Source organism: Streptomyces sp. NPDC046860, assembly GCF_040645115.1.
In the GTDB taxonomy this organism is placed as follows: Bacteria; Actinomycetota; Actinomycetes; order Streptomycetales; family Streptomycetaceae; genus Streptomyces.
On the sequence record NZ_JBEYXQ010000026.1, the window covers coordinates 1 to 26,792 of the forward strand.

General features: G+C 73.3%; 22 protein-coding genes. 9 read left to right on the forward strand and 13 right to left on the reverse strand.

All coding sequences use genetic code 11. The features are described from left to right. Both ABZ898_RS27115 and ABZ898_RS27120 read right to left on the reverse strand, forming a co-directional pair. Positions 1 to 230 (reverse strand): sugar phosphate nucleotidyltransferase (locus ABZ898_RS27115; protein ID WP_361654680.1); only part of this gene is annotated, 230 nt, incomplete at its 3' end. Beyond that, positions 227 to 2,026 carry a DUF5941 domain-containing protein gene (locus tag ABZ898_RS27120; RefSeq protein WP_361664183.1) on the reverse strand — a complete coding sequence of 600 codons (1,800 nt, stop codon included), beginning with the start codon at positions 2,024 to 2,026 and terminating at the stop codon, positions 227 to 229. The genes ABZ898_RS27115 and ABZ898_RS27120, both read right to left, overlap by 4 nt. 282 nt (positions 2,027 to 2,308) lie before the next feature. On the opposite strand from ABZ898_RS27120, the gene galE reads away from it, so the two are divergent. From galE to idi, 3 genes are all read left to right on the forward strand, one after another. Further along, positions 2,309 to 3,280, forward strand: coding sequence for a UDP-glucose 4-epimerase GalE (galE, locus tag ABZ898_RS27125; RefSeq protein ID WP_361664186.1), 972 nt, complete (start codon positions 2,309 to 2,311; stop codon positions 3,278 to 3,280). Between the two features lie 178 nt (positions 3,281 to 3,458). After that, complete coding sequence (locus tag ABZ898_RS27130) at positions 3,459 to 4,400, forward strand: cation diffusion facilitator family transporter (protein ID WP_361664189.1); 942 nt, start codon at positions 3,459 to 3,461, stop codon at positions 4,398 to 4,400. 103 nt (positions 4,401 to 4,503) lie between these two features. Then, complete coding sequence (idi, locus tag ABZ898_RS27135) at positions 4,504 to 5,097, forward strand: isopentenyl-diphosphate Delta-isomerase (protein WP_361664193.1); 594 nt, start codon at positions 4,504 to 4,506, stop codon at positions 5,095 to 5,097. A gap of 36 nt (positions 5,098 to 5,133) precedes the next feature. Here idi and ABZ898_RS27140 read toward each other — a convergent pair whose 3' ends face one another. Next, positions 5,134 to 5,628: an ATP-binding protein gene (locus ABZ898_RS27140; protein ID WP_361664362.1), complete on the reverse strand. Its 495-nt coding sequence runs from the start codon at positions 5,626 to 5,628 to the stop codon at positions 5,134 to 5,136. Positions 5,629 to 5,925: 297 nt separating this feature from the next. On the opposite strand from ABZ898_RS27140, the gene ABZ898_RS27145 reads away from it, so the two are divergent. Beyond that, positions 5,926 to 6,678, forward strand: a complete 753-nt coding sequence (locus ABZ898_RS27145) for an enoyl-CoA hydratase-related protein (RefSeq protein WP_361664195.1) — start codon at positions 5,926 to 5,928, stop codon at positions 6,676 to 6,678. On the opposite strand, the gene ABZ898_RS27150 is transcribed toward ABZ898_RS27145, so the two are convergent. Further along, positions 6,668 to 7,303, reverse strand: coding sequence for a DJ-1/PfpI family protein (locus ABZ898_RS27150; RefSeq protein WP_361664198.1), 636 nt, complete (start codon positions 7,301 to 7,303; stop codon positions 6,668 to 6,670). The two genes, ABZ898_RS27145 and ABZ898_RS27150, sit on opposite strands and share 11 nt — an antisense overlap. A 26-nt stretch (positions 7,304 to 7,329) precedes the next feature. Further along, entirely contained in the window at positions 7,330 to 8,295 is a 966-nt protein-coding gene (locus ABZ898_RS27155; RefSeq protein ID WP_361664201.1) for a GlxA family transcriptional regulator, read from the reverse strand. Positions 8,296 to 8,448: 153 nt separating this feature from the next. Between ABZ898_RS27155 and ABZ898_RS27160 the strand changes: the two genes are divergently transcribed. Both ABZ898_RS27160 and ABZ898_RS27165 read left to right on the forward strand, forming a co-directional pair. After that, complete coding sequence (locus tag ABZ898_RS27160; RefSeq protein ID WP_361664204.1) at positions 8,449 to 8,571, forward strand: LPFR motif small protein; 123 nt, start codon at positions 8,449 to 8,451, stop codon at positions 8,569 to 8,571. 90 nt (positions 8,572 to 8,661) lie between these two features. Further along, entirely contained in the window at positions 8,662 to 11,094 is a 2,433-nt protein-coding gene (locus ABZ898_RS27165; protein WP_361664207.1) for a Tex family protein, read from the forward strand. 50 nt (positions 11,095 to 11,144) lie between these two features. Here ABZ898_RS27165 and ABZ898_RS27170 read toward each other — a convergent pair whose 3' ends face one another. Beyond that, the gene (locus ABZ898_RS27170) at positions 11,145 to 12,785 is read right to left on the reverse strand and encodes an ABC-F family ATP-binding cassette domain-containing protein (RefSeq protein WP_361664210.1); all 1,641 of its coding nucleotides are present in this window, start codon (positions 12,783 to 12,785) and stop codon (positions 11,145 to 11,147) included. A gap of 13 nt (positions 12,786 to 12,798) precedes the next feature. Continuing rightward, positions 12,799 to 13,839, reverse strand: coding sequence for an oxidoreductase (locus ABZ898_RS27175; protein ID WP_361664213.1), 1,041 nt, complete (start codon positions 13,837 to 13,839; stop codon positions 12,799 to 12,801). A 253-nt stretch (positions 13,840 to 14,092) separates the two neighbouring features. Between ABZ898_RS27175 and ABZ898_RS27180 the strand changes: the two genes are divergently transcribed. Next, positions 14,093 to 14,932, forward strand: a complete 840-nt coding sequence (locus ABZ898_RS27180; protein ID WP_361664216.1) for an MOSC domain-containing protein — start codon at positions 14,093 to 14,095, stop codon at positions 14,930 to 14,932. Here ABZ898_RS27180 and ABZ898_RS27185 read toward each other — a convergent pair. Beyond that, positions 14,863 to 16,839 carry a Xaa-Pro dipeptidyl-peptidase gene (locus ABZ898_RS27185; RefSeq protein ID WP_361664219.1) on the reverse strand — a complete coding sequence of 659 codons (1,977 nt, stop codon included), beginning with the start codon at positions 16,837 to 16,839 and terminating at the stop codon, positions 14,863 to 14,865. The genes ABZ898_RS27180 and ABZ898_RS27185 overlap by 70 nt on opposite strands. A 173-nt stretch (positions 16,840 to 17,012) precedes the next feature. On the opposite strand from ABZ898_RS27185, the gene ABZ898_RS27190 reads away from it, so the two are divergent. Further along, entirely contained in the window at positions 17,013 to 18,503 is a 1,491-nt protein-coding gene (locus tag ABZ898_RS27190) for a M1 family metallopeptidase (RefSeq protein WP_361664222.1), read from the forward strand. Between the two features lie 9 nt (positions 18,504 to 18,512). On the opposite strand, the gene ABZ898_RS27195 is transcribed toward ABZ898_RS27190, so the two are convergent. Beyond that, the gene (locus tag ABZ898_RS27195) at positions 18,513 to 19,412 is read right to left on the reverse strand and encodes a PfkB family carbohydrate kinase (protein ID WP_361664224.1); all 900 of its coding nucleotides are present in this window, start codon (positions 19,410 to 19,412) and stop codon (positions 18,513 to 18,515) included. A gap of 177 nt (positions 19,413 to 19,589) precedes the next feature. Beyond that, positions 19,590 to 21,056, reverse strand: a complete 1,467-nt coding sequence (locus tag ABZ898_RS27200) for an amino acid permease (RefSeq protein ID WP_361664227.1) — start codon at positions 21,054 to 21,056, stop codon at positions 19,590 to 19,592. A gap of 208 nt (positions 21,057 to 21,264) precedes the next feature. On the opposite strand from ABZ898_RS27200, the gene ABZ898_RS27205 reads away from it, so the two are divergent. Beyond that, entirely contained in the window at positions 21,265 to 22,005 is a 741-nt protein-coding gene (locus ABZ898_RS27205; RefSeq protein ID WP_361664230.1) for a MerR family transcriptional regulator, read from the forward strand. Between the two features lie 6 nt (positions 22,006 to 22,011). Here ABZ898_RS27205 and ABZ898_RS27210 read toward each other — a convergent pair whose 3' ends face one another. The 3 genes from ABZ898_RS27210 to ABZ898_RS27220 all read right to left on the reverse strand — a co-directional run bounded on the left by ABZ898_RS27210 (position 22,012) and on the right by ABZ898_RS27220 (position 26,620). Beyond that, positions 22,012 to 24,186, reverse strand: coding sequence for a 3-hydroxyacyl-CoA dehydrogenase NAD-binding domain-containing protein (locus ABZ898_RS27210; RefSeq protein ID WP_361664233.1), 2,175 nt, complete (start codon positions 24,184 to 24,186; stop codon positions 22,012 to 22,014). Positions 24,187 to 24,255: 69 nt separating this feature from the next. Continuing rightward, the gene (locus tag ABZ898_RS27215) at positions 24,256 to 25,470 is read right to left on the reverse strand and encodes an acetyl-CoA C-acetyltransferase (RefSeq protein ID WP_361664236.1); all 1,215 of its coding nucleotides are present in this window, start codon (positions 25,468 to 25,470) and stop codon (positions 24,256 to 24,258) included. Positions 25,471 to 25,492: 22 nt separating this feature from the next. After that, positions 25,493 to 26,620, reverse strand: coding sequence for a CaiB/BaiF CoA-transferase family protein (locus tag ABZ898_RS27220; RefSeq protein WP_361664239.1), 1,128 nt, complete (start codon positions 26,618 to 26,620; stop codon positions 25,493 to 25,495). Positions 26,621 to 26,792 lie beyond the last annotated feature (172 nt).

The window sequence follows — 26,792 nt, forward strand, 5'->3', positions numbered from 1 at the left end:
TACTTGGCCTCCAGGGCCGCCTTACGGTCGTACACGGCCTCCTTGCGGTAGCCGACGATCACCCCGACCTCGGTCAGACCGACCTCCGCGAAGTTGCCGAGGGTGAGGTCGAGCACGGTGAGCGATTCTTCGTCACCCTCCGGGCCCACCGGCACCAGAGCCTTGGGCAGCGTGTCGGTGTAGGGGCGCAGACGCCGTCCGGCGCCGGCCGCCAGCACGAGGCCGATCATGCGGTTTCTCCTTCGTCGTGGACGGCGGGCGCCCCTGCGGACACCCAGAAGCGGATGCTCTCGACGAGCACCAGCAGAGCGACGCACACGGCGATGACCGTGAGCGCGACGGTGAACTGGGAGGGGTCGAGCAGCGCGGCGAGCACGGTGACGAGCAGCGTGCGCCCCTCCTGCCCCCCGATGGCGCGCACCAGCCAGGCCGGCGGCGCTCCGGCGTCGCCGCGGATGCGGTACACCGTGTCGTAGTGATGGTAGGCGACCGCCGCGACCAGGCCGAACGCCGCCGGGAGGGCGCCCTGGACGTCGGCGCGGGCGGCCAGCGCGAGGACCGTGCCGTACTCGGCGGCGCGGAAGAAGGGCGGGACCAGCCAGTCCAGCGAGCCCTTGAGCGGGCGGGCCACGGCGAGCGCCGAGGTGAGGACGTAGACGAGCGCGCCCACGACCGGCAGCCGGCCGCCGAAGCCGCTCAGCGCCGAGCAGGCGACCACGGCGGCTCCGCCGAGGAACGCGACGGCCGGGACGGCGAGGCCGGGCAGGCCCCGCTTGAGGACGCGGCGCGGGGCGCCGGCGAGCGGGCCGGAGTCCGCGAGGTCGGCGAGCGCGGCGGCGGCCCGGTCCGTGCGCCTGGCCTTGCGGGTCAGCGAGCGCAGCACACGCCCGGCCGTGGTGTACGCCGCGGCCAGGGCGCAGCCGACCAGCAGCACGTAGAAGGTGATGCGGGGGGTGGTGACCGCGGTGAGGACGGCGATCATGGCCCAGCGTTCACCGATGGGCAGGACGATCATGCGGCGGACCCAGACGGTCCAGCCGACGCTGTCGAGCCGGTCGGAGAGGGCGGCGGTGGGGCTGGTGTTGGCGGTGGCGTCGTGGTTGGCCTCGTTGAACGAGAAGTCCACGACGTGCCGGCAGGTCTGGAGGATCATCGCGCCGAGCGCGAGGGCCCATACGTCGTCGCCGCCGCGGGCCGCGCCGAGCGCGAGTCCGGCGTAGTAGGCGTACTCCTTGGCCCGGTCGAAGGTGGCGTCCAGCCAGGCGCCGAGCGTGGAGTACTGCAGGGAGTAGCGGGCGAGCTGGCCGTCGGTGCAGTCCAGCACGAAGGAGGCGATCAGCAGGACGCCGGCCGCGACGAAGCCGGGCCGGGTGCCGGTGGCCGCGCAGGCCGCCGCTATCAGCGCGGTGAGCAGCGAGGCGGTGGTGACCTGGTTGGGGGTGAGACCCCGGCGGGCGCACCAGCGGGCGAGGTAGCGCGAGTACGGGCTGATGCAGTAGGTCGTGAAGAAGCCGTCGCGGGACTTCACGGCCGACTTCAGGCGGACGTCCTCCTCGTCGACGGCGAGGACGGCCTGCCGGGCCTCGTTGCGGGCCTGCGGGTCGGCGGGGACGGCCGCGACCAGGCTGCCCAGCTCGGGGCGGTGCACCGGGGTGCCGTCCGCGTCGAGGGCGGTGACCAGGCGGTCGGGCACGCTGTCGACGGCGACCGCCGTGCCGCCGCCGGTCTCGTCCTGGCCGGCGAGGGCCCGGTCGAGCGCCTGCCGGGCGGTGCCCTGGGCGGTGACGGCGCCGGGGACGGCGGCCAGCGGGAAGCGGGGGTCGGTCAGGCCGAGGCGCAGGGCGTGCGCGTGGCCGACGAAGCGGGCGTCGACCAGGGCGACGCGTCCGTCCGCGGGGACGGCCGCGACCAGGTCGCGGGCCTCGGCGGAGTCGGCGGCCGTGCGCACGTCGAAGCCGAGGGACCGCAGATCGCCCTCGAGTGACGATCCGGGGACCGGCGAGCCGGTGACGATGGCGGTCGGCAACCGAATTCACTCCTTGGGTCCGGCGCGTCGGCGCCGGTCTGCTGCGTGATGGGGGGCGCCCCTCGCCTGCGGCTCGCCGGGGCGGCATGTCGGCAGAGGCTATCGGATGAGCCGGAGTACACGTTCACCGGGCGTTCAGGCCCGGTCCACCGGGGGCCGTACCCGCCTGTGCCGCGATCATCATCGGGGATGCGGGGGCCGGCCCACAAACCGCGCCCGGAGGAGCGACGCGAAATCCGGGCATCGGGGACACCGGGCGGTGAGCGCGTAGGGTCTGCGAGCATGACGTGGCTGATCACCGGCGGAGCCGGATACATCGGGGCGCACGTGGCGCGGGCCATGAACGACGCCGGGGAGAACGTGGTCGTCCTGGACGACCTCTCGGCGGCGGTGCCGGAGCGGCTGCCCGGGGGCGTGCCGCTGGTCCAGGGCTCGACGCTGGACGGTGACCTGCTGAAGCGGGTCCTCGCCGAGCACGGGGTGACCGGTGTGGTGCATCTCGCGGCGCGCAAGCAGGTCGGGGAGTCGGTCGCCGAACCCGTCCGCTACTACCGGGAGAACATCGGCGGTCTGGCGACCCTGCTGGACGCGATGGCGGACGCGGGCGTGCGGCGGCTGGTCTTCTCCTCCTCGGCGGCGGTGTACGGCAACCCGGACGTGGACCTCATCACGGAGGACACCCCGTGCGCGCCGGTGAACCCGTACGGCGAGACCAAGCTGGCCGGTGAGTGGCTGGTCCGCGCGGCCGGGCAGGCGCACGGCATCTCGACGGTGTGCCTGCGCTACTTCAACGTGGCGGGCGCGGCGGCGCCGGAGCTGGCGGACACCGGGGTGTTCAACATCGTCCCGATGGTCTTCGACCGGCTGACCCGTGACGAGGCGCCCCGGATCTTCGGCTCCGACTACCCGACGCCGGACGGCACCTGTGTCCGCGACTACATCCATGTGACGGATCTCGCCGAGGCCCACCTCGCGGCGGCCCGGCGGCTGTCCGACGGCTCGCTGAGCGGCGATCTGACGCTGAACATCGGCCGGGGCGAGGGCGTCTCGGTGCGGGAGCTGATCACGGTGATCGGCGAGGTCACCGGGGACCGGCGCGCGCCGGTGGTGGAGGACCGGCGTCCGGGCGACGCCCCGCGCGCGGTCGCGTCGGCGGAGCGCGCGGCGGCCGAACTGGGCTGGCGGGCCCGGCTCGGGGTGCCGGAGATGGTCGGCTCGGCGTGGGAGGGCTGGCAGCGCCTGCACGCCCGCTAGGCGGCCGGACACGCCCGCACCGCTCTGACCTGCTCTGACCTGCGGAACGTTTCCGCAGGTCAGAGCATATGACAACGGTGTTCAGTGCCGCGTTGCCCCCTGGCCGCGGGCCGTAGTTGACTGTGAGCCGGTGGGTTCGTCTGCGAGCCGGCGCGCGGCGCTGAAGGGCGGTCTTCTCATGGGGGCAGGGCACGACCACGGGCACGCGCACAGCCATGTGCCGTCCAAGGCGACGGCCGCGGCCGCGTACCGGGGCAGGCTGCGCGCGGCGCTGGGCATCACGCTCACGATCATGGTGGTCGAGATCGTCGGCGGTCTGGTCGCCGACTCCCTGGCGCTGATCGCGGACGCCGCCCACATGGCCACCGACGCGGTGGGCCTCGGGATGGCGCTGCTGGCGATCCACTTCGCGGCCAGGCCGCCGAGCACGAACCGCACCTTCGGCTTCGCCCGCGCCGAGATCCTGGCGGCGCTCGCCAACTGCGTGCTGCTGCTGGGCGTGGGCGGCTACGTCCTGGTGGAGGCGGTGGAGCGGTTCCTCCGGCCGGCCCAGACGCAGGGCGGGGTGATGGTCGTGTTCGGCGCGGTCGGCCTGGTGGCGAACTCCGTCTCGCTCCTGCTGCTGATGCGCGGCCAGAAGGAGAGCCTGAACGTGCGCGGGGCCTTCCTGGAGGTCGCGGCGGACGCGCTGGGCTCGGTGGCCGTGATCATCTCGGCCGCCGTGATCCTGGCGACCGGCTGGCAGGCCGCCGACCCGATCGCCTCGCTGGTCATCGGTCTGATGATCGTGCCGAGGACGCTGCGGCTGCTGCGCGAGACGCTGGACGTGCTGCTGGAGGCGGCGCCGAAGGACGTCGACATGAATGAGGTACGGGCACACATCCTGGCGCTGGACGGTGTGGAGGACGTACACGATCTGCACGCCTGGACGATCACCTCGGGGCTGCCGGTGCTCTCCGCCCATGTGGTGGTGAGCACGGACGTGCTGAACGCCATCGGGCACGAGAAGATGCTGCACGAACTCCAGGGGTGCCTCGGCGACCACTTCGACGTGGAGCACTGCACCTTCCAGCTGGAGCCGGGCGGGCACGCGGAGCACGAGGCGCGACTCTGTCACTGAGGGGCGCACGGTGGTGCGGGACATGCGGACGTGCGGGGAAGTGCCGGGAGTGCCGCTTTCGTACGGCAGACTTGGAGGGCGAAGACCGACGCGAAGGATGGGTATGCCGATCACACCTGCCACCGAGACACATCTCTCGTCGAACGGGACCGCGGAGTCGATCCTGCTGGAGCTCGTGGACGAGAACGGCGTGACGATCGGCACCGCGGAGAAGCTGGCCGCCCACCAGCCGCCCGGACAGCTCCACCGGGCCTTCTCGGTGTTCCTCTTCGACGAGCGGGGACGGCTGCTGCTGCAGCAGCGGGCGCTCGGCAAGTACCACTCCCCCGGTGTGTGGTCCAACACCTGCTGCGGCCACCCCTACCCCGGTGAGGCGCCCTTCGCGGCGGCGGCCCGGCGTACGCACGAGGAACTGGGGGTCTCGCCCTCGCTGCTGGCCCAGGCGGGCACGGTGCGCTACAACCACCCCGACCCGGCGTCGGGGCTGGTGGAGCAGGAGTACAACCACCTCTTCGTCGGGCTGGTGCAGCAGAAGCCGGCGCCGGACCCGGAGGAGGTGGGCGCGACCGCCTTCGTGACGGCGGCCGAGCTGGCGGAGCGGCACGAGCGGGAGCCGTTCTCCGCGTGGTTCATGACGGTGCTGGACGCGGCGCGTCCGGCGATCAAGGAGCTGACGGGGTCGTCCGCGGGCTGGTAGGCCCCGCGCGGGGCCGTCCGGGTGCCTCGCGGACCCTCATCTGGACAGCGCGGGTTTGAGCGGCAGGGCGGCCCAGATCACCTTGCCGCCGCTCGCCGTGTGCTCCACGTCGACCGCGCCGCCCGCCTCCCGCGCCACCTCGCGCACGAGCAGCAGCCCGCGGCCGCCGGTCTGGGCGTGGTCGGCCTCCAGCGCGGTCGGCCGGTAGGGATGGTTGTCCTCCACCGACACCCGGACCCACTCGGCGCCGACGGCCACCTCCACCCCGAGCGTCGGGGAGAGCAGGGCCGCGTGTTTGACGGCGTTCGTGACCAGTTCGGAGACGATGAGCAGCAGTCCCTGCACCACTTCGTCCGCGACCGGTACGCCCTGACGCGTCAGCAGGTCCCGTACGGCGTGCCGCGCCTGCGGGACGGAGGCGTCCACGGCGGGGGCGGTGAACCGCCACACGCCCTCGTACGGCAGGTGTCCGGCCGGGTTCCCGGCGCCCTCCGCGGGGCGCGGCACACCTCCGCGCCCGTGGTTGTCCATCGTCCGGTCGCCACCCTCGCGCTCGATTGTCACCACACGTCGAGTGTTGGTAAAGACGGGGTGCGCGCCGTGGGACTGAACACAAGTCAGCGGGTATCGAACGCTTACGACCGGTCCCGCACGGTGCGGTCGCGCGGATGACCGCTCCTGCCCGCCCTGTGTCCGGTTCGACAACTATTCGGGTTGTACGGGTTGGGCCGTGCCGACAACCCGCTCCGCAGGGCCCGCCCGGGCTGCGAGCCGGCTCACACCGGCGGCACCGGCATCCGCCCGGCCGGCGTCGATAGCATCCGCCGCATGGAGCCAGAGCTGTCGCACGACGTCACCGACCGCGTCGCCACCGTCGTCATCCGCCACCCGGCCAAGCGCAACGCCATGACGGCCGCGATGTGGCGGGCGCTGCCCCCGCTGCTGGCGGGCCTGGCCGCCGATCCCGGGGTGCGGGCGCTGGTGCTCACCGGGGAGGGCGGCACCTTCTGCGCGGGGGCGGACATCTCCACGCTGCGGGGTTCGCCCGCCGAGGCGCAGGGGCTCGCGGTGGCCGCCGAGGAGGCGCTTGCCGCGTTCCCCAAGCCGACCCTCGCGGCGGTCCGGGGCCACTGCGTGGGCGGCGGCGCCCAGCTCGCGGCCGCCTGCGACCTGCGGCTGGCCGAGGAGGGCGCCCTGTTCGGGGTGACCCCGGCGAGGCTGGGCATCGTCTACCCGGCCTCCTCCACCCGCCGCCTGGTCTCGCTGGTGGGCCCGGCCACCGCCAAGCACCTCCTGTTCTCGGCCGAGTTGATCGACACCCACCGCGCGCTGCGCACCGGTCTGGTGGACGAGGTGCTGCCGGCCGGGGAGCTGGACAAGCGGGTCGCCGCCCTGACCTCCGTCCTGGCCTCCCGCTCCCTGCTCACCCAGGCCGCCGCCAAGGAGTACGCCGACGGCCGCACCGGCCGCGACGCCCACTGGACCGCCCTCGCGCGCGCCTCCACCGACACGGAGGAGGGCGTTACGGCCTTCCTGGAGCGCCGGGAACCCCGCTTCACCTGGGACGTCCCTACGACATGATGAACCGGCTCCGCTCGCGCAGCGCCCGGACCAGGTGGGCGGGCGCCTTGTCGGGCGAACCGGCGTCATAGGGCGGCCGCGGGTCGTACTCGTGGCCGAGCTGGATCATCTGGGCGTACTCGTCGCCCGCGAGGCGGCCGAGCAGGGTGAGGCCCATGTCGATCCCGGCGGAGACCCCGGCGCCCGTGACGTACTTGCCGTCCGTCACCACACGCTCCGACACCGGTTCGGCGCCGAACCGCTCCAGCTGGTCGACGGCGAGCCAGTGCGAGGTGGCCCGGCGGCCCCGGAGCAGCCCGGCGGCGCCCAGCAGCAGCGAGCCGGTGCACACGGAGGTGGTCCAGGTGGTGGCGGCGTCCGCCCGGCGCAGCCAGTCGAGCAGCGGGGCGTGCTCCATCAGCGCGCTCTGGCCCGGCCCGCCCGGCACCACCAGGACGTCCGGCTCGCTCACCTCGGCCAGGGTCCGGTCGGCGACCAGGGCGAGCGCGCCGGTGTCCGTACGCACGGGTCCCGCCTGCTCGGCGACGAAGACGGTCTCGGCGCCCGGTGTGCGGGCCAGGACGTCGTAGGGTCCGACCGCGTCCAGGGCGGTGAAGCGGTCGAAGAGGACGATGGCGATCTGCATGGCGGTCCTTTCGCCGGCGCCGGAAGTCAGCGCGGGAGTACGGGGTGGAAGCGGCGGCGGTATTCCGCCGGTGCGGTGCCGAGCGCCTTGAGGAAGGCGCGGCGCATGGCCTCGGGCGTGCCGTAGCCGCCGGCGCGGGCGACCTGCTCGACCGAGTCGGACGTGTCCTCCAGGAGCCTGCGGGCGTGCTCCAGGCGGACCCGGTCGACGTACCGGCCCGGTGTCGTCCCGGTCTCGGCGGCGAAGGCGCGGGCGAAGTGCCGCGGGGAGAGCCGGGCGCGGGCGGCGAGGGCGTCGACGGAGAGGTCGGCGTCGGGGTGGTCGGTGATCCAGCGCTGCACCTCGCGCAGCGGTTCGCGGGTGGCGGTCTGGGCGGCGAGCTGGACGCTGAACTGGGCCTGGTTGCCGGGCCGTCGCAGGAAGACCACGAGGTGCCGGGCGATGGTGAGCGCGGTCTCCCGGTCCAGGTCCTCCTCCACCAGGGCCAGCGCCAGGTCGATGCCCGAGGTGACGCCCGCCGAGGTGGCCACGTGGCCGTCGCGGACGTAGATCGGCTCGGGGTCCACCGTCACGGCCGGGTGTTCGCGGGCCAGCCGGTCGCTGTGCGCCCAGTGCGTGGTGGCGCGGCGGCCGTCGAGCAGTCCGGCGGCGGCGATCAGGAGGGCGCCGGTGCACACGGAGACCAGGCGCGGGGCCCGCGGTCCGTGGGCGCGCAGCCAGGCGACCAGCGCCGGGTCCGGGCCGCGGGTGCCGTGGCCGCCGGGGACCAGCAGGGTGTGCGGGCGGGGCGCGGCGCTGAGCGCCAGGTCGGGGACGAGGGTCAGGCCGCTGGAGGTGCGCACCGGTCCGCCGTCCAGGGAGGCGGTGCGTATCCGGTAGCTGCCCGGAGCGAGCCGCTCGGCGCCGGTGAAGACCTCCAGCGGGCCGGTGACGTCGAGGCTCTGCACGTCGTCGAAGAGGACGAGGAGCACGGTGCGCGGAAGCTGCGGCATGAGGTCGATTCTTCGGCGGTGCGGCGGCGTCCGCAATGACGGATACCCCACCTTTCCCGCAATGGAGAACGGCGCGGCACGCCGGGCGTACGAGGTCCGCGCCGGGGTACCCGGAGCGGACCGGAAAGTTGCCGTAGGGAAAGGATCTCTCTCATGTTCCGTGCCATCGCCGACGTGCTGCGCCAGATAGGCGGCGCCATCGCCACCGTCGTCACCCTGCCGTTCCGGGCACTCGCCCGGCTGTTCGGCGGCGCCTCGCGCAGCAGCCGCGCCTGACACGGCGCCCGGTGCGCCCTGTCGTCCGTTCGCCGCCGTCACCTGCCACAATTGCCGCGCAACCTTAAGCGGAGAAGGCGGTACGGGATCGTGACGACACCCGGGTCCATCGAATCAGGGTCCATCGAAGGCAGGATCGCCGGGGAACTCGGCGTACGGGAGCGGCAGGTGAAGGCCGCGGTGGAGCTGCTGGACGGCGGCTCGACGGTGCCCTTCATCGCCCGCTACCGCAAGGAGGCGACCGAACTCCTCGACGACGCGCAGCTGCGCACCATCGAGGAGCGGCTGCGTTATCTGCGCGAGCTGGAGGACCGCAGGAGCGCGATCCTGGACTCGGTCCGCGAGCAGGGCAAGCTCACCGCCGGGCTGGAGGAGAGCATCCGGGGCGCCGAGACCAAGGCGCGCCTGGAGGACATCTACCTGCCGTACAAGCCCAAGCGGCGTACCAAGGCGCAGATCGCGCGGGAGGCGGGTCTCGCGCCGCTGGCCGAGGGGCTGCTGACGGACCCGTCGGTGGAACCGGCGGCCGCGGCGGCGGCGTTCGTGGACGCGGACAAGGGTGTCGCGGACGCGCAGGCGGCGCTGGAGGGCGCGCGGGCGATCCTGACGGAGCGGTTCTCCGAGGACGCCGACCTGATCGGCGAGCTGCGCGAGCGGATGTGGACGCGGGGCCGGCTGGCCGCCAAGGTGCGGGACGGCAAGGAGGAGGCGGGCGCCAAGTTCGCCGACTACTTCGACTTCACCGAGCCGTTCACCGCGCTCCCCTCGCACCGCATCCTGGCGATGCTGCGCGGCGAGAAGGAGGAGGTCCTCGACCTGGTCCTGGAGCCGGAGGAGCCGACGGAGGGCCGGTCGTCCTACGAGGGCGTCATCGCGAGCCGGTTCGGCATCGCGGACCGGGGCCGTCCCGGCGACAAGTGGCTCGGTGACACGGTCCGCTGGGCCTGGCGCACCCGGGTGCTGGTGCACCTCGGCATCGACCTCAGGCTCCGGCTGCGTACGGCCGCCGAGGACGAGGCGGTCGACGTGTTCGCCGCCAACCTGCGCGACCTGCTGCTGGCCGCCCCGGCCGGCACCCGTGCCACGCTGGGCCTGGACCCCGGTTTCCGTACCGGGGTGAAGGTGGCCGTGGTCGACTCGACCGGCAAGGCCGTCGCCACCGATGTGATCTACCCGCACGTCCCCGCCAACAAGTGGGACGAGGCGATTGCCAGGCTGGCCCGGCTGGCCAAGGAGCACACGGTCGACCTGGTCGCCATCGGCAACGGCACCGCTTCCCGCGAGACGGACAAGCTGGCCACCGAACTCATCGCCAAGCACCCGGAGTTGAACCTCACCAAGGTGATGGTGTCCGAGGCGGGCGCGTCGGTGTACTCGGCGTCGGAGTACGCCTCCCGTGAACTGCCCGGCATGGACGTGTCGTTGCGCGGCGCGGTCTCCATCGCCCGGCGTCTGCAGGACCCGCTGGCCGAACTGGTGAAGATCGACCCGAAGTCGATCGGCGTCGGCCAGTACCAGCACGACCTGTCCGAGGTGAAGCTGTCCCGCTCGCTGGACGCGGTGGTCGAGGACTGTGTGAACGGCGTCGGTGTGGACGTCAACACCGCGTCCGTGCCGCTGCTCTCGCGGGTGTCCGGCATCTCCGCCACGCTGGCCGAGAACATCGTGACGCACCGCGACACCAACGGCCCGTTCACCTCCCGCGCGGAGCTGAAGAAGGTCTCCCGCCTCGGCCCGAAGGCGTACGAGCAGTGCGCGGGCTTCCTGCGCATCCGGGGCGGCAGCGATCCGCTGGACTCCTCCAGCGTGCACCCGGAGGCGTATCCGGTGGTGCGGCGGATGGTGAAGACGACGGGGCAGGACGTGGCCTCGCTGGTCGGCAACACCGGTGCGCTGCGGTCGCTGCGGCCCGCCGACTTCGTGGACGACACCTTCGGTCTGCCGACCGTCTCCGACATCCTGAAGGAGCTGGAGAAGCCGGGGCGCGACCCGCGTCCGGCGTTCCGGACGGCCACCTTCAAGGAGGGCGTGGAGAAGATCGCCGACCTGTCCGCCGGGATGGTGCTGGAGGGTGTGGTGACGAACGTGGCCGCCTTCGGCGCGTTCGTGGACATCGGCGTCCACCAGGACGGTCTGGTCCATGTGTCGGCGATGTCGAAGACGTTCGTCAAGGACCCGCGGGAGGTCGCCAAGCCGGGTGACATCGTCAAGGTGAAGGTCCTGGACGTGGACATCCCGCGCAAGCGGATCGCGCTGACGCTGCGGCTGGACGACGAGGCGGCCCCGCAGGAGCGCGGTCCCCGGCAGCAGCGGGGCGGCTCCCGCCCGCCGCAGCAGCGGCAGGGCCAGGACGGCCAGGGTCGCCGTCAGGGCGGCCAGGGTGGTCAGGGCGGCCAGGGCCGCGGGAACGGCGGCGGCAGGGACCGGGGCGGCCGGCCCGCCGCGGCGCCGGCCAACAGCGCCATGGCCGACGCCCTGCGCCGGGCCGGTCTGGTCGACCCGGACAAGGGCCGCCGCCGCTGAGTCCTGCCCCGCCCCCGGCCCGGCCCTCGCGCCCGGCCGGGGGCGGGGTTTCAGCGTTCGGTCACCTTGCCGTCCGCGACCTCCAGGCGGCGGGTGACCTTGATCGCGTCCAGCATGCGGCGGTCGTGGGTGACCAGCAGGAGCGTGCCCTCGTAGGAGTCGAGCGCCGATTCGAGCTGCTCGATGGCGGGCAGGTCGAGGTGGTTGGTCGGCTCGTCCAGCACCAGCAGGTTGACGCCCCGGCCCTGGAGCAGGGCGAGCGCGGCGCGGGTGCGCTCGCCGGGTGAGAGGGACGCGGCCGGGCGCAGCACGTGGTCGGACTTCAGGCCGAACTTGGCGAGCAGCGTGCGCACCTCCGCCGGTTCGGTGTCCGGTACGGCCGCCTGGAAGGCGTCGAGCAGGGACTCGGAGCCGTGGAACAGCTTGCGGGCCTGGTCGACCTCGCCGACCAGCACCCCGGAGCCGAGCGTGGCGTCCCCGGAGTCCAGCGGGACCCGGCCCAGCAGCGCGCCGAGCAGGGTGGACTTGCCCGCGCCGTTGGCCCCGGTGACCGCGATCCGGTCGGCCCAGTCGATCTGGAGCGAGACCGGGCCGAGGCGGAAGTCACCGCGCCGGACCTCGGCGTCCCGGAGGGTGGCCACCACGGCGCCGGAGCGCGGGGCGGAGGCGATCTCCATGCGCAGTTCCCACTCCTTGCGCGGCTCCTCGACCACCTCCAGGCGTTCGATCATCCGCTGGGTCTGCCGGGCCTTGGCGGCCTGCTTCTCGCTGGCCTCGCTGCGGAACTTGCGGCCGATCTTGTCGTTGTCGGTGCCGGCCTTGCGCCGGGCGTTCTTGACGCCCTTGTCCATCCAGGACCGCTGGGTCTGGGCCCGGTCCTGGAGGGCGGCGCGCTTGTCGGCGTACTCCTCGTAGTCCTCGCGGGCGTGCCTGCGGGCCACGTCCCGCTCCTCCAGATAGGCCGCGTAGCCGCCGCCGTAGAGGTTGATCTGCTTCTGGGCCAGGTCCAGTTCGAGGACCTTGGTGACGGTGCGGGTGAGGAACTCGCGGTCGTGGCTGACGACGACGGTGCCCGCGCGCAGCCCGGTGACGAACCGCTCCAGCCGCTCCAGGCCGTCCAGGTCGAGGTCGTTGGTGGGCTCGTCCAGCAGGAAGACGTCGTAGCGGGAGAGCAGCAGGGAGGCGAGTCCCGCGCGGGCGGCCTGGCCGCCGGAGAGAGAGGTCATGGGGCGGTCGAGGCCGACCGCGAGTCCGAGGCCGCCGACGACGTCCTCGGCGCGCTCGTCCAGGTCGGCGCCGCCCAGGTCCAGCCAGCGCTCCAGCGCGGTGGCGTAGGCGTCGTCGGCGCCGGGCGCGCCGTCCACCAGGGCCTGGGTGGCCTCGTCCATGGTGCGCTGGGCCTCGGCCACGCCGGTGCGGCGGGCCAGGAAGGCGCGCACGGTCTCGCCCTCCCTGCGCTCCGGCTCCTGCGGGAGGTGGCCGACGGTCGCGGTCGGCGGGGAGAGCCGCAGCTCGCCCTCCTCGGGCGTGCTGAGCCCGGCGAGCAGCCTGAGCAGCGTGGACTTGCCCGCGCCGTTGGCGCCGACCAGCCCGATCACGTCTCCGGGCGCGACGACGAGGTCGAGTCCGGAGAAGAGGGAGCGGTCGCCGTGGCCGGCGGCGAGGTTCTTGGCGACGAGAGTGGCAGTCATCAGGACGCCGATTTTAGTCGCGGGCCGCCCCGGCCCGGACCGGCGCCGTCAGCACCCCTTGGGAGGTCCGCGCGACGAGGTACGTCTCGCCCCTGACCGCTGCCGAGTCGAGCGGCAGGCGGTGGCGGCCGGGGCCGAGGGTGGCGTCCAGGACGGTGTGGGAGCGGACGCGGCGGAGCCGGTCGAGCCGGTACGCGGTGAGCTGGACGCGGCCCGGCGCGGCCACCTCGATCTCGGCGGCCTCGGGGGTCGCCGTCAGCGCGGTGAGGCGGCGGCTCGTCTCCGGGCTGCGGTCCAGGGCCTGCTGGAGCTGGGCGACGAGGAGCGGGAGGATCGGGGCGGACGCGGTCACCAGGGCGGTGCCGACGCCGGGGCGGCCGAACGCCTCGCGCAGGGCGCCGCGTTCGGGCTCGGGGACCGTGGGGCCGATCAGGGCGGCGCCGTAGTGGCCAAGTTCCCCGACGGGGACGGCGGTGGCGTCCAGGGTGATGTCGGCGCCGATGCCGATGCCGCGCAGGACGGCCGCGAGTCTGACGAGAAGGCCGGCGCGGGGGCCGACGAGCAGCACCCGGCGCGGCGGGGCGGGTGCGGGGACGCCGTCGAGGAGGCCGGTCAGGGCGGCGCGGTAGGCGGGTCCGTGGAAGCGGAAGGGGCCGGTGCCGTGGTAGCCGTCGCGTTCGAGGTCGACCTGCTCACCGGTCTGCCAGGCGAAGTCCCGCCAGCGGAAGTCCTCGCCGTCCCGCTCGATGACGGCGGTGACGGCGCCGCAGCCGAGGTCCGCGCATTCGGGGCAGTCGTAGAGCACGAACCGGCCGCCGGGCAGCGGGGGTTCGGACTCCAGCAGGAGGTCGCGCACCCGGGCGTCGAGGGCGCCGGGCGGCAGGTCGAGGGCGAGCGGGGACACGGCGTCCAGGTCGGACAGGCGCAGGAGCAGCGGGCGGCCGTCGACGACGAAGTCCACGAAGTCGCGGTGGACCTGGTGACCTCCGTCGGCGAGGACGGCGCCGACGCGGGTGGCCGGTTCCAGACCGAAGGTGGCGTAGGCGGGGGACATGCGGTGAGTATTCCCGCGTACCGCCCGCGCAGCGCCCTGGGACGCCGGGCGTTCGGCGGCGCCGGCCCGGTGGCGGGGCCGGGAGCGGGTGCGGCCGGGCGGCGGGCGTACGCGTGGTCGAGTGGGTAGCGGGCCGTACGCCGCTGGACGGGCCGGGCCGGTCTCCCCCGGCCCCGGGAAAGCCGCCTCCGGCACGCACGGGCCGCCTTCCGCGGTCTCGACCTCGCCGGTTGCGGTCCGTGATGATCGGGCCATGACGATGGTGACGGCGCTGCGCCGCTATCCGGTGAAGTCCATGCTCGGCGAGGCCCTGACGGAGGTGGCGGTCACCGCGCGCGGGCTGCACGGGGACCGGACGGCGGCGGTCGTCGACGCGACGGGCGCGGTCGGCTCCGCCAAACACCCGCGCAAGTGGGGCCGGTTGCTCGACTGCCGGGCGGCGCTCGGCGAGCCGGTGACGGTCGGACTGCCCGACGGGACCGCCCTGTTCGTGGGTGACCCGGAGCTGGACGCCCGGCTGTCCAAGCTGCTGGGCCGGGAGGTGTCCGTGTCGGACGACCCCTCGCGGGGCGGCGTGCTGGAGCGGGAGGTGCCCGCCTACGAGGGCGGTCTGCCGGAGGTGCTGCGGAGCACGGCCCGTACGGACGGCACCGGCGCCACGGTCACCTCGGGCGGGGTGGCGGCGGGGACCTTCTTCGACTACGGCGCCGTCCACCTGGTCACCACCGCGTCCCTGGCGCGACTGCGGGCCGCCCGGCCCGCCTCGGACTTCGATCCGCTCCGCTTCCGTCCGAACCTGGTCGTCGACGCCGCCGGCGTCCCCGGTTTTCCCGAGGACGCCTGGGTGGGTGCCCGGCTGCGGGTGGGCGGCGCGCTGTTCCGGGTCACCGTCCCCACGCCCCGCTGCGCGCTGCCCGGTCTCGCCCAGGCCGGCCTGCCGGCCGACCCGGACGTGATGCGGACGGTGGCCCGTGAACACCGGGTCCCGGTGGGCCGGCTGGGCCGCCTGTCGTGCGTCGGGGTCTACCTGGAGGTACTCGAACCGGGCACGGTCCGGCTCGGTGACGTGGTCACGGTGCAGCCGTCGCCGTAGCCGGCCAGGCAGCGCGGGGTGCCGACGACGGTGAGGGCGCGCTCGGCGGGGGCGGCCCCGCTCGCGCGGTCCAGGGCGGCCGGGCCGCCGGTCAGCGGGAGCCGGGCGGTGGTGCGGGAGAGGTCGAGGGTGAGCGTGGGGCGGGTGGCGGGCGGTTCGATGAGGTCCTTGTCGGTGCCCGCGACGACGAGCGCCAGCCGGTGGCCCTCGGGGACGACGTGGTCGGTGGCGGCGAGGTCGACGGTCATCGTGTAGGCGCGGCCCGGGGTGAGCGGGACGCCCTTGCCGAGCGAGGCGTGGTGGCCGAGGTCGGCCCAGCCCCGGCTGACGACGGTGGCGCCGACGTCGGCCGTCTTCGCCGAGGTGGCCTTGAAGCAGGCGCTGTCCCCGGCCGTGCTCTCGCCCCAGCAGGTCCGCTCGGCGAGGGTGGTGATGCCCTCGCCGCTGTCGGCGTAGTCGCGGACGGTGTCCGGACCGAGGTCGACCAGGACGGCGGACAGGTGGGCGGAGGCGGTGCTCGGGGTGGCGGTGACGGTCACCCGGGAGGAGCCGGAGATCCGCAGCGGGCCGGTGAGCACCGGGGTGAGGAAGGCGGCCTTGTCGGGCGTCGTCCTGGTGAGGTCGGCCGCCCAGTCGGTCTCGCTCCGGCTCGGGTCGTCGGTGAACGTCTCGGTGCCGGTGGCCCGGTGCGGGCCCAGGATGCCGACGCCGGGCGTGCTGCCGCGGGCCGGGTACAGGGTGGTGGTCCGGGTGTCGCGCGGGGGCCAGACGGCGGAGGTGGTCCACTGGTCGGGGTGGCGTTCGATGTCGGCCATGGGCTCGCGGTCGATGCCGTTGTCGTAGCCGAGGAGTTCGTGGTCGAACCAGCGGTGCAGGGTGTCGACCCAGGCGCCGCGCCGGTAGTCGAAGGGGTCGACGTGGCCGGTCTGGGAGAGCCAGACCTTGCGCTCGACGCCGTGCCTGGCCAGCGCGTCCCACCACTGGCCGACGTGCTTGGTGCGGACGTTGAGGTCCTGCATGCCGTGCACCAGGAACACGCTGGCGCGGACCTTCCCGGCGTCCTTCACGTAGTCCCGTTCGGTCCAGAGCCGGGTCCAGTCGCCGGAGTCGGGGCTGCCTTCGGCGAGCTGCTTCTGTACGGCCGCGCAGTGGACTCCCTCGCGCTCCACGTATCCCGCGAGTTCGTCGGGGCCGCCGTCGTAGAGCTCGGCGCCCTGGGCGAAGTAGTAGTCGTACCAGGAGGAGATGCCGCTGATCGGGACGATGGTCCTGAGGTTGGGCACGCCGGTGGCGGCGACGCCGTTGGCGATGGTGGCGTCCCAGCTCTTGCCGATCATGCCGGTGGCGCCGTTGGTCCAGCTCGCCTCGACCCGCGTACCGCCGGTGCGGCTGGTGTAGGCGCGGGCCCGGCCGCCGAGCCAGTCGACGACGGCCTTGGCGGAGCGGATGTCGGAGCGGCCGCCGACGTCCACGCAGCCGTCGCTGCGGTTGGTGCCGGCGAGGTCGACGCCGACGAACGCGTAGCCGCGCGGCACGAAGTAGTTGTCGTAGAAGAGGGGCATCTGCACGACGTGCCCCCGCGCGTCGTACGTCTTGAGCTGGCTCTCGTTGCCGCGGCCGCAGCAGGAGTAGTAGGGGCTGGCGTCCATGATGACGGGCACCTTGCGGCCCTGCCGGGCGGGTTCGGACGGGCGGACGATGTCGGCGGCGACACGGTCGGTGCGGCCGTCGCGGTCCTCGTCCAGGCCGGTGTCCACCCAGACGGACTCGCGGACGGCGTCGGCGTACGAGTAGACGGGCCCGCTCTCGCGGGGTGCCGCCTGGGCGGTGGACGGGGCGAGGAAGACGGCCGTCAGCGCACCGACGGCCAGGACCGCGAGCATTCTCCAGAGCGAGCGATTCGGCATGGGCGGACGGTACTGCCGTCAACGCCCGTACAGAAGAGGGCCCTTCGGCGGTCACCGGGACGCGTGACGGCCGAATGGCGATCGTGTGACAGCCGGGGTCGTGGACACGCCAAGGGCGGCCGGGACTGAATAGGCTCCGAACAGACTTCCTGTCCAGAAGACTTGGAGCTGACGTGCACCGCAGAATCATCGCGCCGGGCGCCCTGGCGGCGGCCTCCCTCCTGCTGGCGATCCCGGCGTCGGCCGCGTCCTTCGCCCCCGGCGCGCCGGGCATCGGCGACCCCTACTACCCGAAGTACGGCAACGGCGGCTACGACGTCTCGCACTACGACCTCAGGCTCCAGTACCAGCCGGGGACCGACGAGCTCCAGGGCACCGCGACCGTCCTGGCCACGGCCACGCAGGACCTGTCCAGCTTCGACCTGGACTTCCTGCTGGACGTCAGCGAGGTGCGGGTCAACGGCGCCAAGGCCGCGTTCACCACGTCCGGCGAGCACGAGCTGGTCGTCACGCCGAGGACCCCGCTGGCCAAGGGCACGCGGATCACCGTGGTGGTCCGCTACAGCGGGGTGCCGTCGACGAAGAGCGCCTACGGCTTCTCCACCTGGCACCGCACCCCGGACGGGGCGATCGCGGCCGACGAACCCGAGTCGGCCTGGTGGTGGTTCCCGAGCAACGACCACCCGAGCGACAAGGCCACCTACGACGTGTCGGTGGCGGTGCCGGACGGCACCCAGGCCATCTCCAACGGCACGCTGGCGTCGACCAGTTCGAAGCTGGGCTGGACCCGCTACAACTGGCGGCAGGACAAGCCGCAGGCCACCTACCTGGCCACGCTCGCGCTCGGCCGGTTCGACATCACCACCTCCACCTCCGACGGCGGCGTGCCGGTGATCAACGCCTACAGCGAGGACCTCGGCGCGAACGAGGGTGCCGCGCGGGCCAGTGTCGAGCGCACCGGTGAGCTGGTGGACTGGCTGAGCGGCTATTTCGGGCCGTATCCGTTCTCCTCGGCCGGGGGCTACGTCCCGAACACCACCACCGGCTACGCGCTGGAGACGCAGACCCGCGTCTACTACAGCCCCAAGCAGTTCGCGTCCGGCTCCAACACCTCGGTCGTCGTGCACGAGCTGGCCCACCAGTGGTACGGCGACCACGTGTCGCTCAAGGGCTGGAAGGACATCTGGATCAACGAGGGCTTCGCCCGGTACGCGCAGTGGCTCTGGTCCGAGCACGAGGGCGAGGGCACCACGCGGGAGCTGGCGGACTACGTGTACGCCTCGCACCCCGCCGACGACCCGTTCTGGACCGTCGAGCCCGGTGACCCCGGCGCGGACGCGCAGTTCGACGTCGCCGTCTACGACCGGGGCGCGCTCGCCGTGCAGGCGCTGCGCGAGGAGATCGGCGACGACGCCTTCTTCGCCGTGCTGAAGGGCTGGCCCGAGAAGCACGCCTACGGCAACGCCTCGGTGGCCGACTTCAGGAGGTACGCCGAGCAGGTGTCCGGCAAGCCGCTGGCCGCCCTCTTCGACACCTGGCTGTTCCAGCCCTCGAAGCCGGAGGCGCGGGGCCCGGCCTCACCAACCCGGTCCCTGGCCGCGAAGGCGGCTCAGCCCGAGTCGTGGAAGAAGATCGAGGCGACGAACGGCGTGCACGCGCACTGACGCGCCGGCTCACCCGGCCGTGACGGCACCCTCCCCGAGGAGGCCGTCACGGCCGATCGCGTCCGTGCGGGTCGCCGGGACGGTGCAGGCGTACGCGCCCGCCACGGCGCCGTAGCGGGCGCAGCGCCCGGGGTCCGCGCCGGTGAGGCGGCCGTAGAGGAAGGCGGCGGCGAAGGCGTCGCCCGCGCCGTTGGAGTCGACCACGGGGGCGGGCGGGGTCACCGGCGGGACGTGGGTCAGCTCGCCGCCGGTGAGCAGGTACGCGCCCTCGGCGCCCGCCGTGGCCACGACGACCGCGGCCCGGCCGCGCTCCGCGACGCCGCGCATGGTGCGCGCGGGGTCGGTGAGGGCGGCGGCGGAGAGGAAGACCACGTCGGCGGCGAGGGCGTACGGCTCGTGGTAGGGGTTCTCGCCGTCCCAGTCGTGCAGGTCGGTGGAGAGAGGCACGCCGGTCTCCACGAGCAGCGGGAGGGACTCGGCGCAGGGCTGGGTGATGGTCACGTGGACGTGCCGGGCGGCCGCCGCGAGGGGGCGCAGCACGTGGTCCGGGAAGCGGTCGCCGGGGCGGGCCCGGCTGGTGTCGTACAGCGAGAGGCGGCGGCCGTCGGGGCCGACCAGGTTGACGGCGCGCTTGGTGCCGGCGGGCTGCGGCAGCGCGGTCAGGGCGATGCCCCGGTCCCGGTGCAGTGCCCGGACGAGGTCGCCCTCGGGGTCGTCGCCGATCAGGTCGAGGTGGTGGACGTCCAGGCCGAGGGCGGCGAGCCCGAGCGCGACGAAGTCGCCGGTCTGCCCGGCGCGGGTGTGGACGCCGGTGTCGACCGGGTAGCTGTCGGCGAACGGCAGCGGCAGCTCCGGCACCCGGACCACGGTGTCCACCCCGGCACCGCCCAGCACCAGTACGTCGGTCATGCCCCGCCCCCTCGGTGGTCGTACCCGGTCACGGGGATGCCCCGTCCGGGGCGCAGCCTACGCGGGGGGGGTGCGCGAAGGCGCCGGAACGGAGAACGGTGGCGCCACCCCGGGGACGGAAGGTCTCCGGCGTGACGCCACCGTGGGGCCGGCCACCGGCGGTGGCGGACCGAACCGCTACTTCGTGAGGTCGGTCAGCTCCCGGTCCGCGTTCGCGCTGACGCGGCGGCGCACCCCGAACCAGCCCGCGACCAGCAGGACGGCGATCAGCGGGATCAGGTACAGGGTGCGGCGGCCGACCTCGGGGTCGTTCCACATCATGCCGAGGCAGACCAGCAGGAAGGCGATCGTGACGATCTCGGTGACCGGGCTGAACTTGAGCTGGAAGCGCGGCCGGGTGACCGTGCCCTCGCGGGCGCGGCGGACGAAGATCATGTGGCAGACCATGATGATCACCCAGGTGCTGATGATGCCGAGCGAGGCCACGTTCAGCACGATCTCGAAGGCCTGGCTGGGCACGAGGTAGTTCAGGCCGACGCCGAGCACGCAGACCGCGCAGGTCAGCAGGATGCCGCCGTAGGGGACCTGGCTGCGGTTCATCCGGGCGGTGAACTTCGGCGCGGAACCGGCGGTGGCCATGGAGCGCAGGATGCGGCCGGTGGAGTACAGGCCGGAGTTCAGCGAGGACATGGCGGCGGTGAGCACCACGAGGTTCATCACGTCGCCGGCGGCCGGGATGCCGACCTTGGACAGCACGGTCACGAACGGGCTCTGGCCGGCGGAGTACACCGAGCCGGGCAGCAGCAGCGCGAGCAGCACGACGGAGCCGACGTAGAACAGGCCCACGCGCCACATGATCGAGTTCACCGCGCGCGGGACGACCTTCTCGGGCTGCTCGGTCTCACCGGCGGCGACGCCGACCAGTTCGAGCGCGGCGTACGCGAAGATCACGCCCTGCATGACGAGGACGACCGGCATCATGCCGTGCGGGAAGATGCCGCCGTGGTCGGTGATGAGGCTCAGGCCGGGCTGGTGGCCGCCCACGTCGTGCTGGGTGGCCAGCAGGAAGATGCCGATGAGCATGAAGCCCACCAGGGTGGCGACCTTGATGATGGAGAACCAGAACTCCATCTCGCCGAAGATCTTGACCGAGATCAGGTTCACGGCGAGCACCACGGCCAGCGCGATGAGTGCCAGGACCCACTGCGGTATGGACGTGAACATGCTCCAGTAGTGCGTGTAGAGCGCGATCGCGGTGATGTCGGCGATGCCGGTGGTCGACCAGTTCAGGAAGTACATCCAGCCGGCGACGTAGGCGCCCTTCTCACCGAGGAACTCGCGCGCGTACGACACGAAGGACCCGGAGGACGGGCGGTAGAGGACCAGCTCGCCCAGCGCCCGGACCACGAAGAAGGCGAAGACTCCGCAGACCAGGTAGGCCAGGGCGAGCGCGGGGCCCGCGTTGTGCAGGCGGCCGCCCGCTCCGAGGAACAGGCCGGTGCCGATGGCGCCGCCGATGGCGATCATGTTGACGTGCCGGGGCTTGAGGTCCTTGCTGTATCCGGCGTCGCCCGCGTCCGCGGGCGTCTGGGCCTGCTGCGTGGGGGCAGCGGCCGGGGCCGAATGCACGGCGTCCTTGCTCACGGGTCGTTCCACTCTCTGGTACCGCCGGACCACGAGGGACCGGTTCCTTACAGGGCGGCCCGCGCCGCACGATCATGTCGCGGTACAGACCAAGGCAGCAGCTTCCCAGAGAGATCACCCGATATGCGGTGGTCCACGTCACAGAGCGGGACTTCTCACATGACCTTCGCGGGTTTCACACTCCTGCTGCGACAGCGATACTGCTGCGATGACGACCGAGGCCGGGGACCCCACCCTCACCATCGACGAGCTGGCCGCGCGGTCCGGCGTCACCGTGCGCACGGTGCGCTTCTACGGCACCCGCGGCCTGCTGCCGCCGCCGGAGATCGGCCCGCGCCGGGTCGGCCGGTACGGCCGTGAGCACCTGGCCCGCCTCGCGCTGATCGAGGAACTGCGGCTGCAGGGGATGACCCTGGCGGCGATCGAGCGGTACATCGCCCGGCTCCCGGCCGACCTCACCGCCCAGGACCTCGCCGTGCACCGGGCCGTGGTCTCCTCCTGGGCCCCGGAGACGGTGGAGACGGTCGGCCGCGCCGAACTGGACCGGCGTGCCGGGCGCCGGCTGAGCGAGGAGGACGTACGGCGGCTGACGGCGATGGATGTCCTGGCCGCCGAGGGGGACGACTGGCGGGTGGACGGCGGCATGCTGCGCCTCGCCGTACAGCTCCTGGATCTGCCCTTCTCCCCGGAGGTCATCCTCGCCGCCCGCACCGCCCTGCTCGACCACTCCCGCGCCGCCGCCCGGGAACTCTCCTCCCTCCTGCGCGACGCGGTCCCCGAGCACACCCCGCAGGACGTCCGCACCCTCTCCGCCCACATGCAGCCCCTGGTCGTCCAGGCCCTGCTGACCACGTTCCAGCGCTCGCTGCGGCAGGAGGTGCGGGAGTGGCTCGGGGACGGCGAGGGGCGCCCCCCGGAGGACCGAGCCCCCGAAGAGCGCCCCTCGTGACGGACGTCAGCGGGCGTCCGTGAAGGTCTCCCCCCGTTCCGCCTTCTCCACCAGCAGCGCGGGCGGGAGGAAGCGGTCGCCGTAGCGGTCCGCCAGCTCGCGGGCCCGGGCGACGAAGCCCGGCAGGCCGCCCTCGTAGCCGTTGACGTACTGCAGCACGCCGCCGGTCCAGCCGGGGAAGCCGATGCCGAGGATGGAGCCGATGTTGGCGTCGGCGACCGAGGTCAGGACGCCCTCCTCCAGGAGGCGGACGGTGTCGAGGGCCTCCGAGAAGAGCATGCGTTCCTGCATGTCCCGGAAGGGGATCTCGTGCCCCGGCTCGGTGAAGTGCTCGCGCAGGCCCGGCCAGAGGCCGGCGCGCTTGCCGTCCTCGTAGTCGTAGAAGCCGGCGCCGCCGCTGCGGCCGGGGCGGTCGAACTCGTCGACCAGGCGGTCCACGACCGCGTCGGCGGGGTGCGGGGTCCAGGTGCCGCCCGCCTCCTCCACGGCCCGCCGGGTCTCGGCGCGGATCTTGCGCGGGAGGGTCAGGGTCAGCTCGTCCATGAGGGAGAGGACCTTGGCCGGGTAGCCCGCCTGGGCCGCCGCCTGTTCCACCGAGGCGGGCTCGATGCCCTCACCGACCATCGCGACGCCCTCGTTGATGAAGTGGCCGATCACCCGTGAGGTGAAGAAGCCGCGCGAGTCGTTGACCACGATCGGGGTCTTGTTGATCTGCCGGACCAGGTCGAAGGCGCGGGCCAGCGCCTCGTCCCCGGTGCGCTCGCCCTTGATGATCTCGACCAGCGGCATCTTGTCGACCGGGGAGAAGAAGTGCAGCCCGATGAAGTCGCCCTGGCGCTCGACGCCCTCGGCCAGTGCGGTGATGGGCAGGGTGGAGGTGTTGGAGCAGAGCAGCGCGTCGGGCTCGACGACGGACTGGATCTCCTGGAACACCTTGTGCTTGAGGGAGGTGTCCTCGAAGACCGCCTCGATCACCGCGTCGCAGCCGGCGAGGTCGGCGGCGTCGGCGGCCGGGGTGATCCGGGCCAGCAGGGCGTCGGCCTTCTCCTGGGAGGTGCGGCCCTTGGCGACGGCCTTGGCGCACAGCTTCTCGGAGTAGCCCTTGCCCTTGGCGGCCGCCTCCAGGGAGACGTCCTTGAGGACGACGTCGATACCGGCGCGGGCGCAGGAGTAGGCGATCCCGGCGCCCATCATGCCCGCGCCGAGCACGGCGACCTTGCGGACCTTGCGCGGCTCGACGCCCTTCGGGCGGCTGACGCCGGAGTTGACGGCCTGGAGGTCGAAGAAGAACGCCTGGATCATGTTCTTCGCGGTCTGCCCGGCGGCCAGCTCCACGAAGTAGCGGGCCTCGATGACCTGGGCGGTCTCGAAGTCGACCTGGGCGCCCTCGACGGCGGCGGCCAGGATGTTGCGCGGCGCCGGGTAGGGCGCGCCCGCCGTCTGCTTGCGCAGGGAGGCCGGGAAGGCGGGCAGGTTGGCGGCGAACTTCGGGTTGGCCGGGGTGCCGCCGGGGATCTTGTAGCCGGGCTGGTCCCAGGGCTGCCGGGACTCGGGGTGGGCGTCGATGAAGGCGCGGGCCCGGGCGGTCAGCTCCTCCGGGGTGTCGACCACCTCGTGGACGAGCCCGTTGTCGAGGGCGCGGCGCGGGTTGTACTGGGTGCCCTGGAGGAGCACCTTCAGCAGCGCGTCGGTGATGCCGAGCAGCCGGACGGTACGGGCGACGCCGCCACCGCCGGGCAGCAGGCCGAGGGTGACCTCGGGGCAGCCGATGCGGGAGCCGGGGGCGTCCAGCGCGATGCGGTGGTGGCAGGCGAGGGCGATCTCGAAGCCGCCGCCGAGGGCCGCGCCGTTCATGGCGGCGACCACGGGCACGCCGAGGGTCTCGATGCGGCGCAGGTTCCGCTTGATGGCGAGGCCGCCGTCGAAGAGGTCCTGGGCGGTCTCGGGGGTGACCCGGATCAGGTCGCGCAGGTCGCCGCCCGCGAAGAAGGTCTTCTTGGCCGAGGTGAAGATGACGCCCCGGACGGACTCCTTCTCGGCCTCCAGCCGGTCGGTGATCGCGGCGAGGGACTCGCGGAACGCCTGGTTCATGGTGTTCGCGGACTGGCCGGGGTCGTCCAGGACGAGGGTGACGACACCGGTGTCGTCCTGCTCCCAGCGGATGGTGGTGCTCTCGGTCATGACAGTCGTCTCCGTTGAAGTCGCTTGGTTCCGCTGATTTCCGCTGATTGCGTTGATTCCGCTGGGAGTTCAGACGCGTTCGATGATCGTGGCGATGCCCATGCCGCCGCCGACGCACAGGGTGGCCAGGCCGTACCGCTTGTCCTGGCGCTCCAGTTCGTCCACGAGGGTGCCGAGGATCATCGCGCCGGTGGCGCCGAGGGGGTGGCCGAGCGCGATGGCGCCGCCGTTGACGTTGACCTTGTCCAGGGACAGGCCCATGTCCTTGACGAAGCGCAGGACGACGGCGGCGAACGCCTCGTTGATCTCGACCAGGTCGATGTCGTCGATGGTCAGCCCGGCCTTGGCGAGCGCCTTGCGGGTCGCGGGGGCGGGGCCGGTGAGCATGATGGTGGGCTCGGAGCCGGAGACGGCGGCGGAGACGATCCGGGCGCGCGGGGTGAGGCCGTACCGCTCCCCCACCTCGCGGGAGCCGATGGCGACCAGGGAGGCGCCGTCCACGATGCCGGAGGAGTTGCCCGCGTGGTGGACGTGGTCGATCTTCTCCACCCAGTGGTACTTCTGCAGCGCGACCGCGTCGAACCCGCCGAGTTCGCCGATGTCGGCGAAGGACGGCTTGAGGCCGGCGAGGGAGTCGGCGGTGGTGCCGGGGCGGGGGTGCTCGTCGTGGTCGAGGACGGTCAGGCCCGCGCGGTCCTTCACGGGGACCACCGAGCGCTCGAAGCGGCCCTCCTTCACGGCGTTGGCGGCGCGCTCCTGGGACAGGGCCGCGTACTCGTCCACGTCACGGCGGCTGAAGCCCTCGATGGTGGCGATGAGGTCGGCGCCGATGCCCTGCGGGACGAAGTTGGTGGCGAGGTTGGTCATCGGGTCGTTGAACCAGGCGCCGCCGTCCGAGGCCATCGGCACCCGGGACATCGACTCGACGCCGCCCGCGAGCACCAGGTCCTCCCAGCCCGAGCGGACCTTGGCGGCGGCCGTGTTGACGGCCTCCAGGCCCGAGGCGCAGAAGCGGTTCTCCTGCACACCGGCCACGGTGTCCGGCAGGCCGGCGGCCACGGCGGCGATCCGGGCGATGTCGGAGCCCTGGTCGCCCACGGGGCCGACGACGCCGAGGACGATGTCGTCGATGGCGGCCGGGTCCAGGCCGGGGAAGCGGGCGCGGATCTCCTGGATCAGGCCGACGACCAGGTCGATCGGCTTGGTTCCGTGCAGCGCCCCGTTGGCCTTGCCTCGGCCGCGCGGGGTGCGGATCGCGTCGTACACAAACGCTTCGGTGGTCACTGGTGTGCCTTTCGGGAGGGTGTCAGCCGGTGGCTTGCGGGAGGTCCCAGTCGCGGGCCACGTCCTCGGCGCCGGTGCCGGGCAGGGCGGGGCCGGTGCGGACGCGGGTGGGGGTGGCGGAGAAGCGCGGGGCGGGGGCGGGCTGCACCAGCCCGTCGTGCTCGGTGAAGGTGGCGCGGGCGGCCAGGTGGGGGTGGTGCGGGGCCTCGCGCAGGCTGAGTACGGGGGCCACGCAGGCGTCGCTGCCCTCGAAGCGGGCCGTCCACTCGGCGCGCGTACCGGACTTGAGGCGGGCGGCCACCCGCTCGCGCAGCCCGGGCCAGCGGGCCGGGTCGTGGTGGGCGTCTTCGAGGCCGTCGAGGTCGAGGAGGCGGAGGAACTCGGCGTAGAAGCGGGGTTCGAGGGCGCCGACCGCCATGTACTTGCCGTCGGCGGTCTCGTAGGTGCCGTAGTAGGGGCAGCCGCCGTCGAGGAGGTTGGCGGCGCGGCGGTCCTGCCAGGCGCCCGCGGCGAGCATGCCGTGGATCATGGCGGAGAGGTGGGCGGCGCCGTCCACGATGGCGGCGTCCACCACCTGGCCGGTGCCGGTGGCGCGGGCGTGGTGCAGCGCGGCGAGGACGCCCACGACGAGATAGAGGGAGCCGCCCGCGTAGTCCCCGAGGAGGTTGGCGGGCAGGGCCGGGGGGTCGCCGGGGCGGCCGATCATGCCGAGGGTGCCGGTGACGGCGATGTACGAGGCGTCGTGCCCGGCGCGGTCGGCGAGCGGGCCGTCCTGGCCCCAGCCGGTCATCCGGCCGTAGACCAGGGCGGGGTTGCGGGCGTGGCAGTCGGCGGGGCCGACGCCGAGGCGCTCGGCGACGCCGGGGCGGTAGCCCTCGATGAGGACGTCGGCGCGTTCGGCGAGGTCGAGCACGCGCGCGGGGCCGTCCGGGGCCTTGAGGTCGACGACGACGGAGCGCTTGTTGCGGTTGGTGACGTCCCGGGCGGGGTCGATACCGAGGCCGGGGCCGTCGGGGCGGTCCACCCGGACCACGTCGGCGCCCAGGTCGGCGAGCAGCATCGCGGCGAAGGGGCCGGGACCGATCCCGGCCAGCTCCACCACCCGGACCCCGTCGAGCGGGCCCTGTCCCGGCGTCGTTGCCGTCGTCATGCCGTCCTGCCCCCAAGCGCGTATGACACGAACGATGTAACACCGGTGATGCTAGGAACACCGTCCACCGGGCACAAGACCTGAACGAGCGAGCGCTTAGCGAAGTGCCCCGGTGCGCCCCGTTTCCCCGGGCGCGGGCGCGGGGCGCCCGCCGGGCACCGCACCGGTCACG

What these genes read in the sequence shown, in the direction of transcription:
- galE (WP_361664186.1), top strand. Translation starts at nt 2,309, where the DNA reads ATGACGTGGCTGATCACCGGCGGAGCCGGATACATCGGGGCGCACGTG.
- ABZ898_RS27130 (WP_361664189.1), top strand. Translation starts at nt 3,459, where the DNA reads ATGGGGGCAGGGCACGACCACGGGCACGCGCACAGCCATGTGCCGTCC.
- idi (WP_361664193.1), top strand. Translation starts at nt 4,504, where the DNA reads ATGCCGATCACACCTGCCACCGAGACACATCTCTCGTCGAACGGGACC.
- ABZ898_RS27140 (WP_361664362.1), bottom strand. Translation starts at nt 5,628, where the DNA reads ATGGACAACCACGGGCGCGGAGGTGTGCCGCGCCCCGCGGAGGGCGCC.
- ABZ898_RS27145 (WP_361664195.1), top strand. Translation starts at nt 5,926, where the DNA reads ATGGAGCCAGAGCTGTCGCACGACGTCACCGACCGCGTCGCCACCGTC.
- ABZ898_RS27150 (WP_361664198.1), bottom strand. Translation starts at nt 7,303, where the DNA reads ATGCAGATCGCCATCGTCCTCTTCGACCGCTTCACCGCCCTGGACGCG.
- ABZ898_RS27155 (WP_361664201.1), bottom strand. Translation starts at nt 8,295, where the DNA reads ATGCCGCAGCTTCCGCGCACCGTGCTCCTCGTCCTCTTCGACGACGTG.
- ABZ898_RS27160 (WP_361664204.1), top strand. Translation starts at nt 8,449, where the DNA reads ATGTTCCGTGCCATCGCCGACGTGCTGCGCCAGATAGGCGGCGCCATC.
- ABZ898_RS27170 (WP_361664210.1), bottom strand. Translation starts at nt 12,785, where the DNA reads ATGACTGCCACTCTCGTCGCCAAGAACCTCGCCGCCGGCCACGGCGAC.
- ABZ898_RS27175 (WP_361664213.1), bottom strand. Translation starts at nt 13,839, where the DNA reads ATGTCCCCCGCCTACGCCACCTTCGGTCTGGAACCGGCCACCCGCGTC.
- ABZ898_RS27180 (WP_361664216.1), top strand. Translation starts at nt 14,093, where the DNA reads ATGACGATGGTGACGGCGCTGCGCCGCTATCCGGTGAAGTCCATGCTC.
- ABZ898_RS27185 (WP_361664219.1), bottom strand. Translation starts at nt 16,839, where the DNA reads ATGCCGAATCGCTCGCTCTGGAGAATGCTCGCGGTCCTGGCCGTCGGT.
- ABZ898_RS27195 (WP_361664224.1), bottom strand. Translation starts at nt 19,412, where the DNA reads ATGACCGACGTACTGGTGCTGGGCGGTGCCGGGGTGGACACCGTGGTC.
- ABZ898_RS27205 (WP_361664230.1), top strand. Translation starts at nt 21,265, where the DNA reads ATGACGACCGAGGCCGGGGACCCCACCCTCACCATCGACGAGCTGGCC.
- ABZ898_RS27210 (WP_361664233.1), bottom strand. Translation starts at nt 24,186, where the DNA reads ATGACCGAGAGCACCACCATCCGCTGGGAGCAGGACGACACCGGTGTC.
- ABZ898_RS27220 (WP_361664239.1), bottom strand. Translation starts at nt 26,620, where the DNA reads ATGACGACGGCAACGACGCCGGGACAGGGCCCGCTCGACGGGGTCCGG.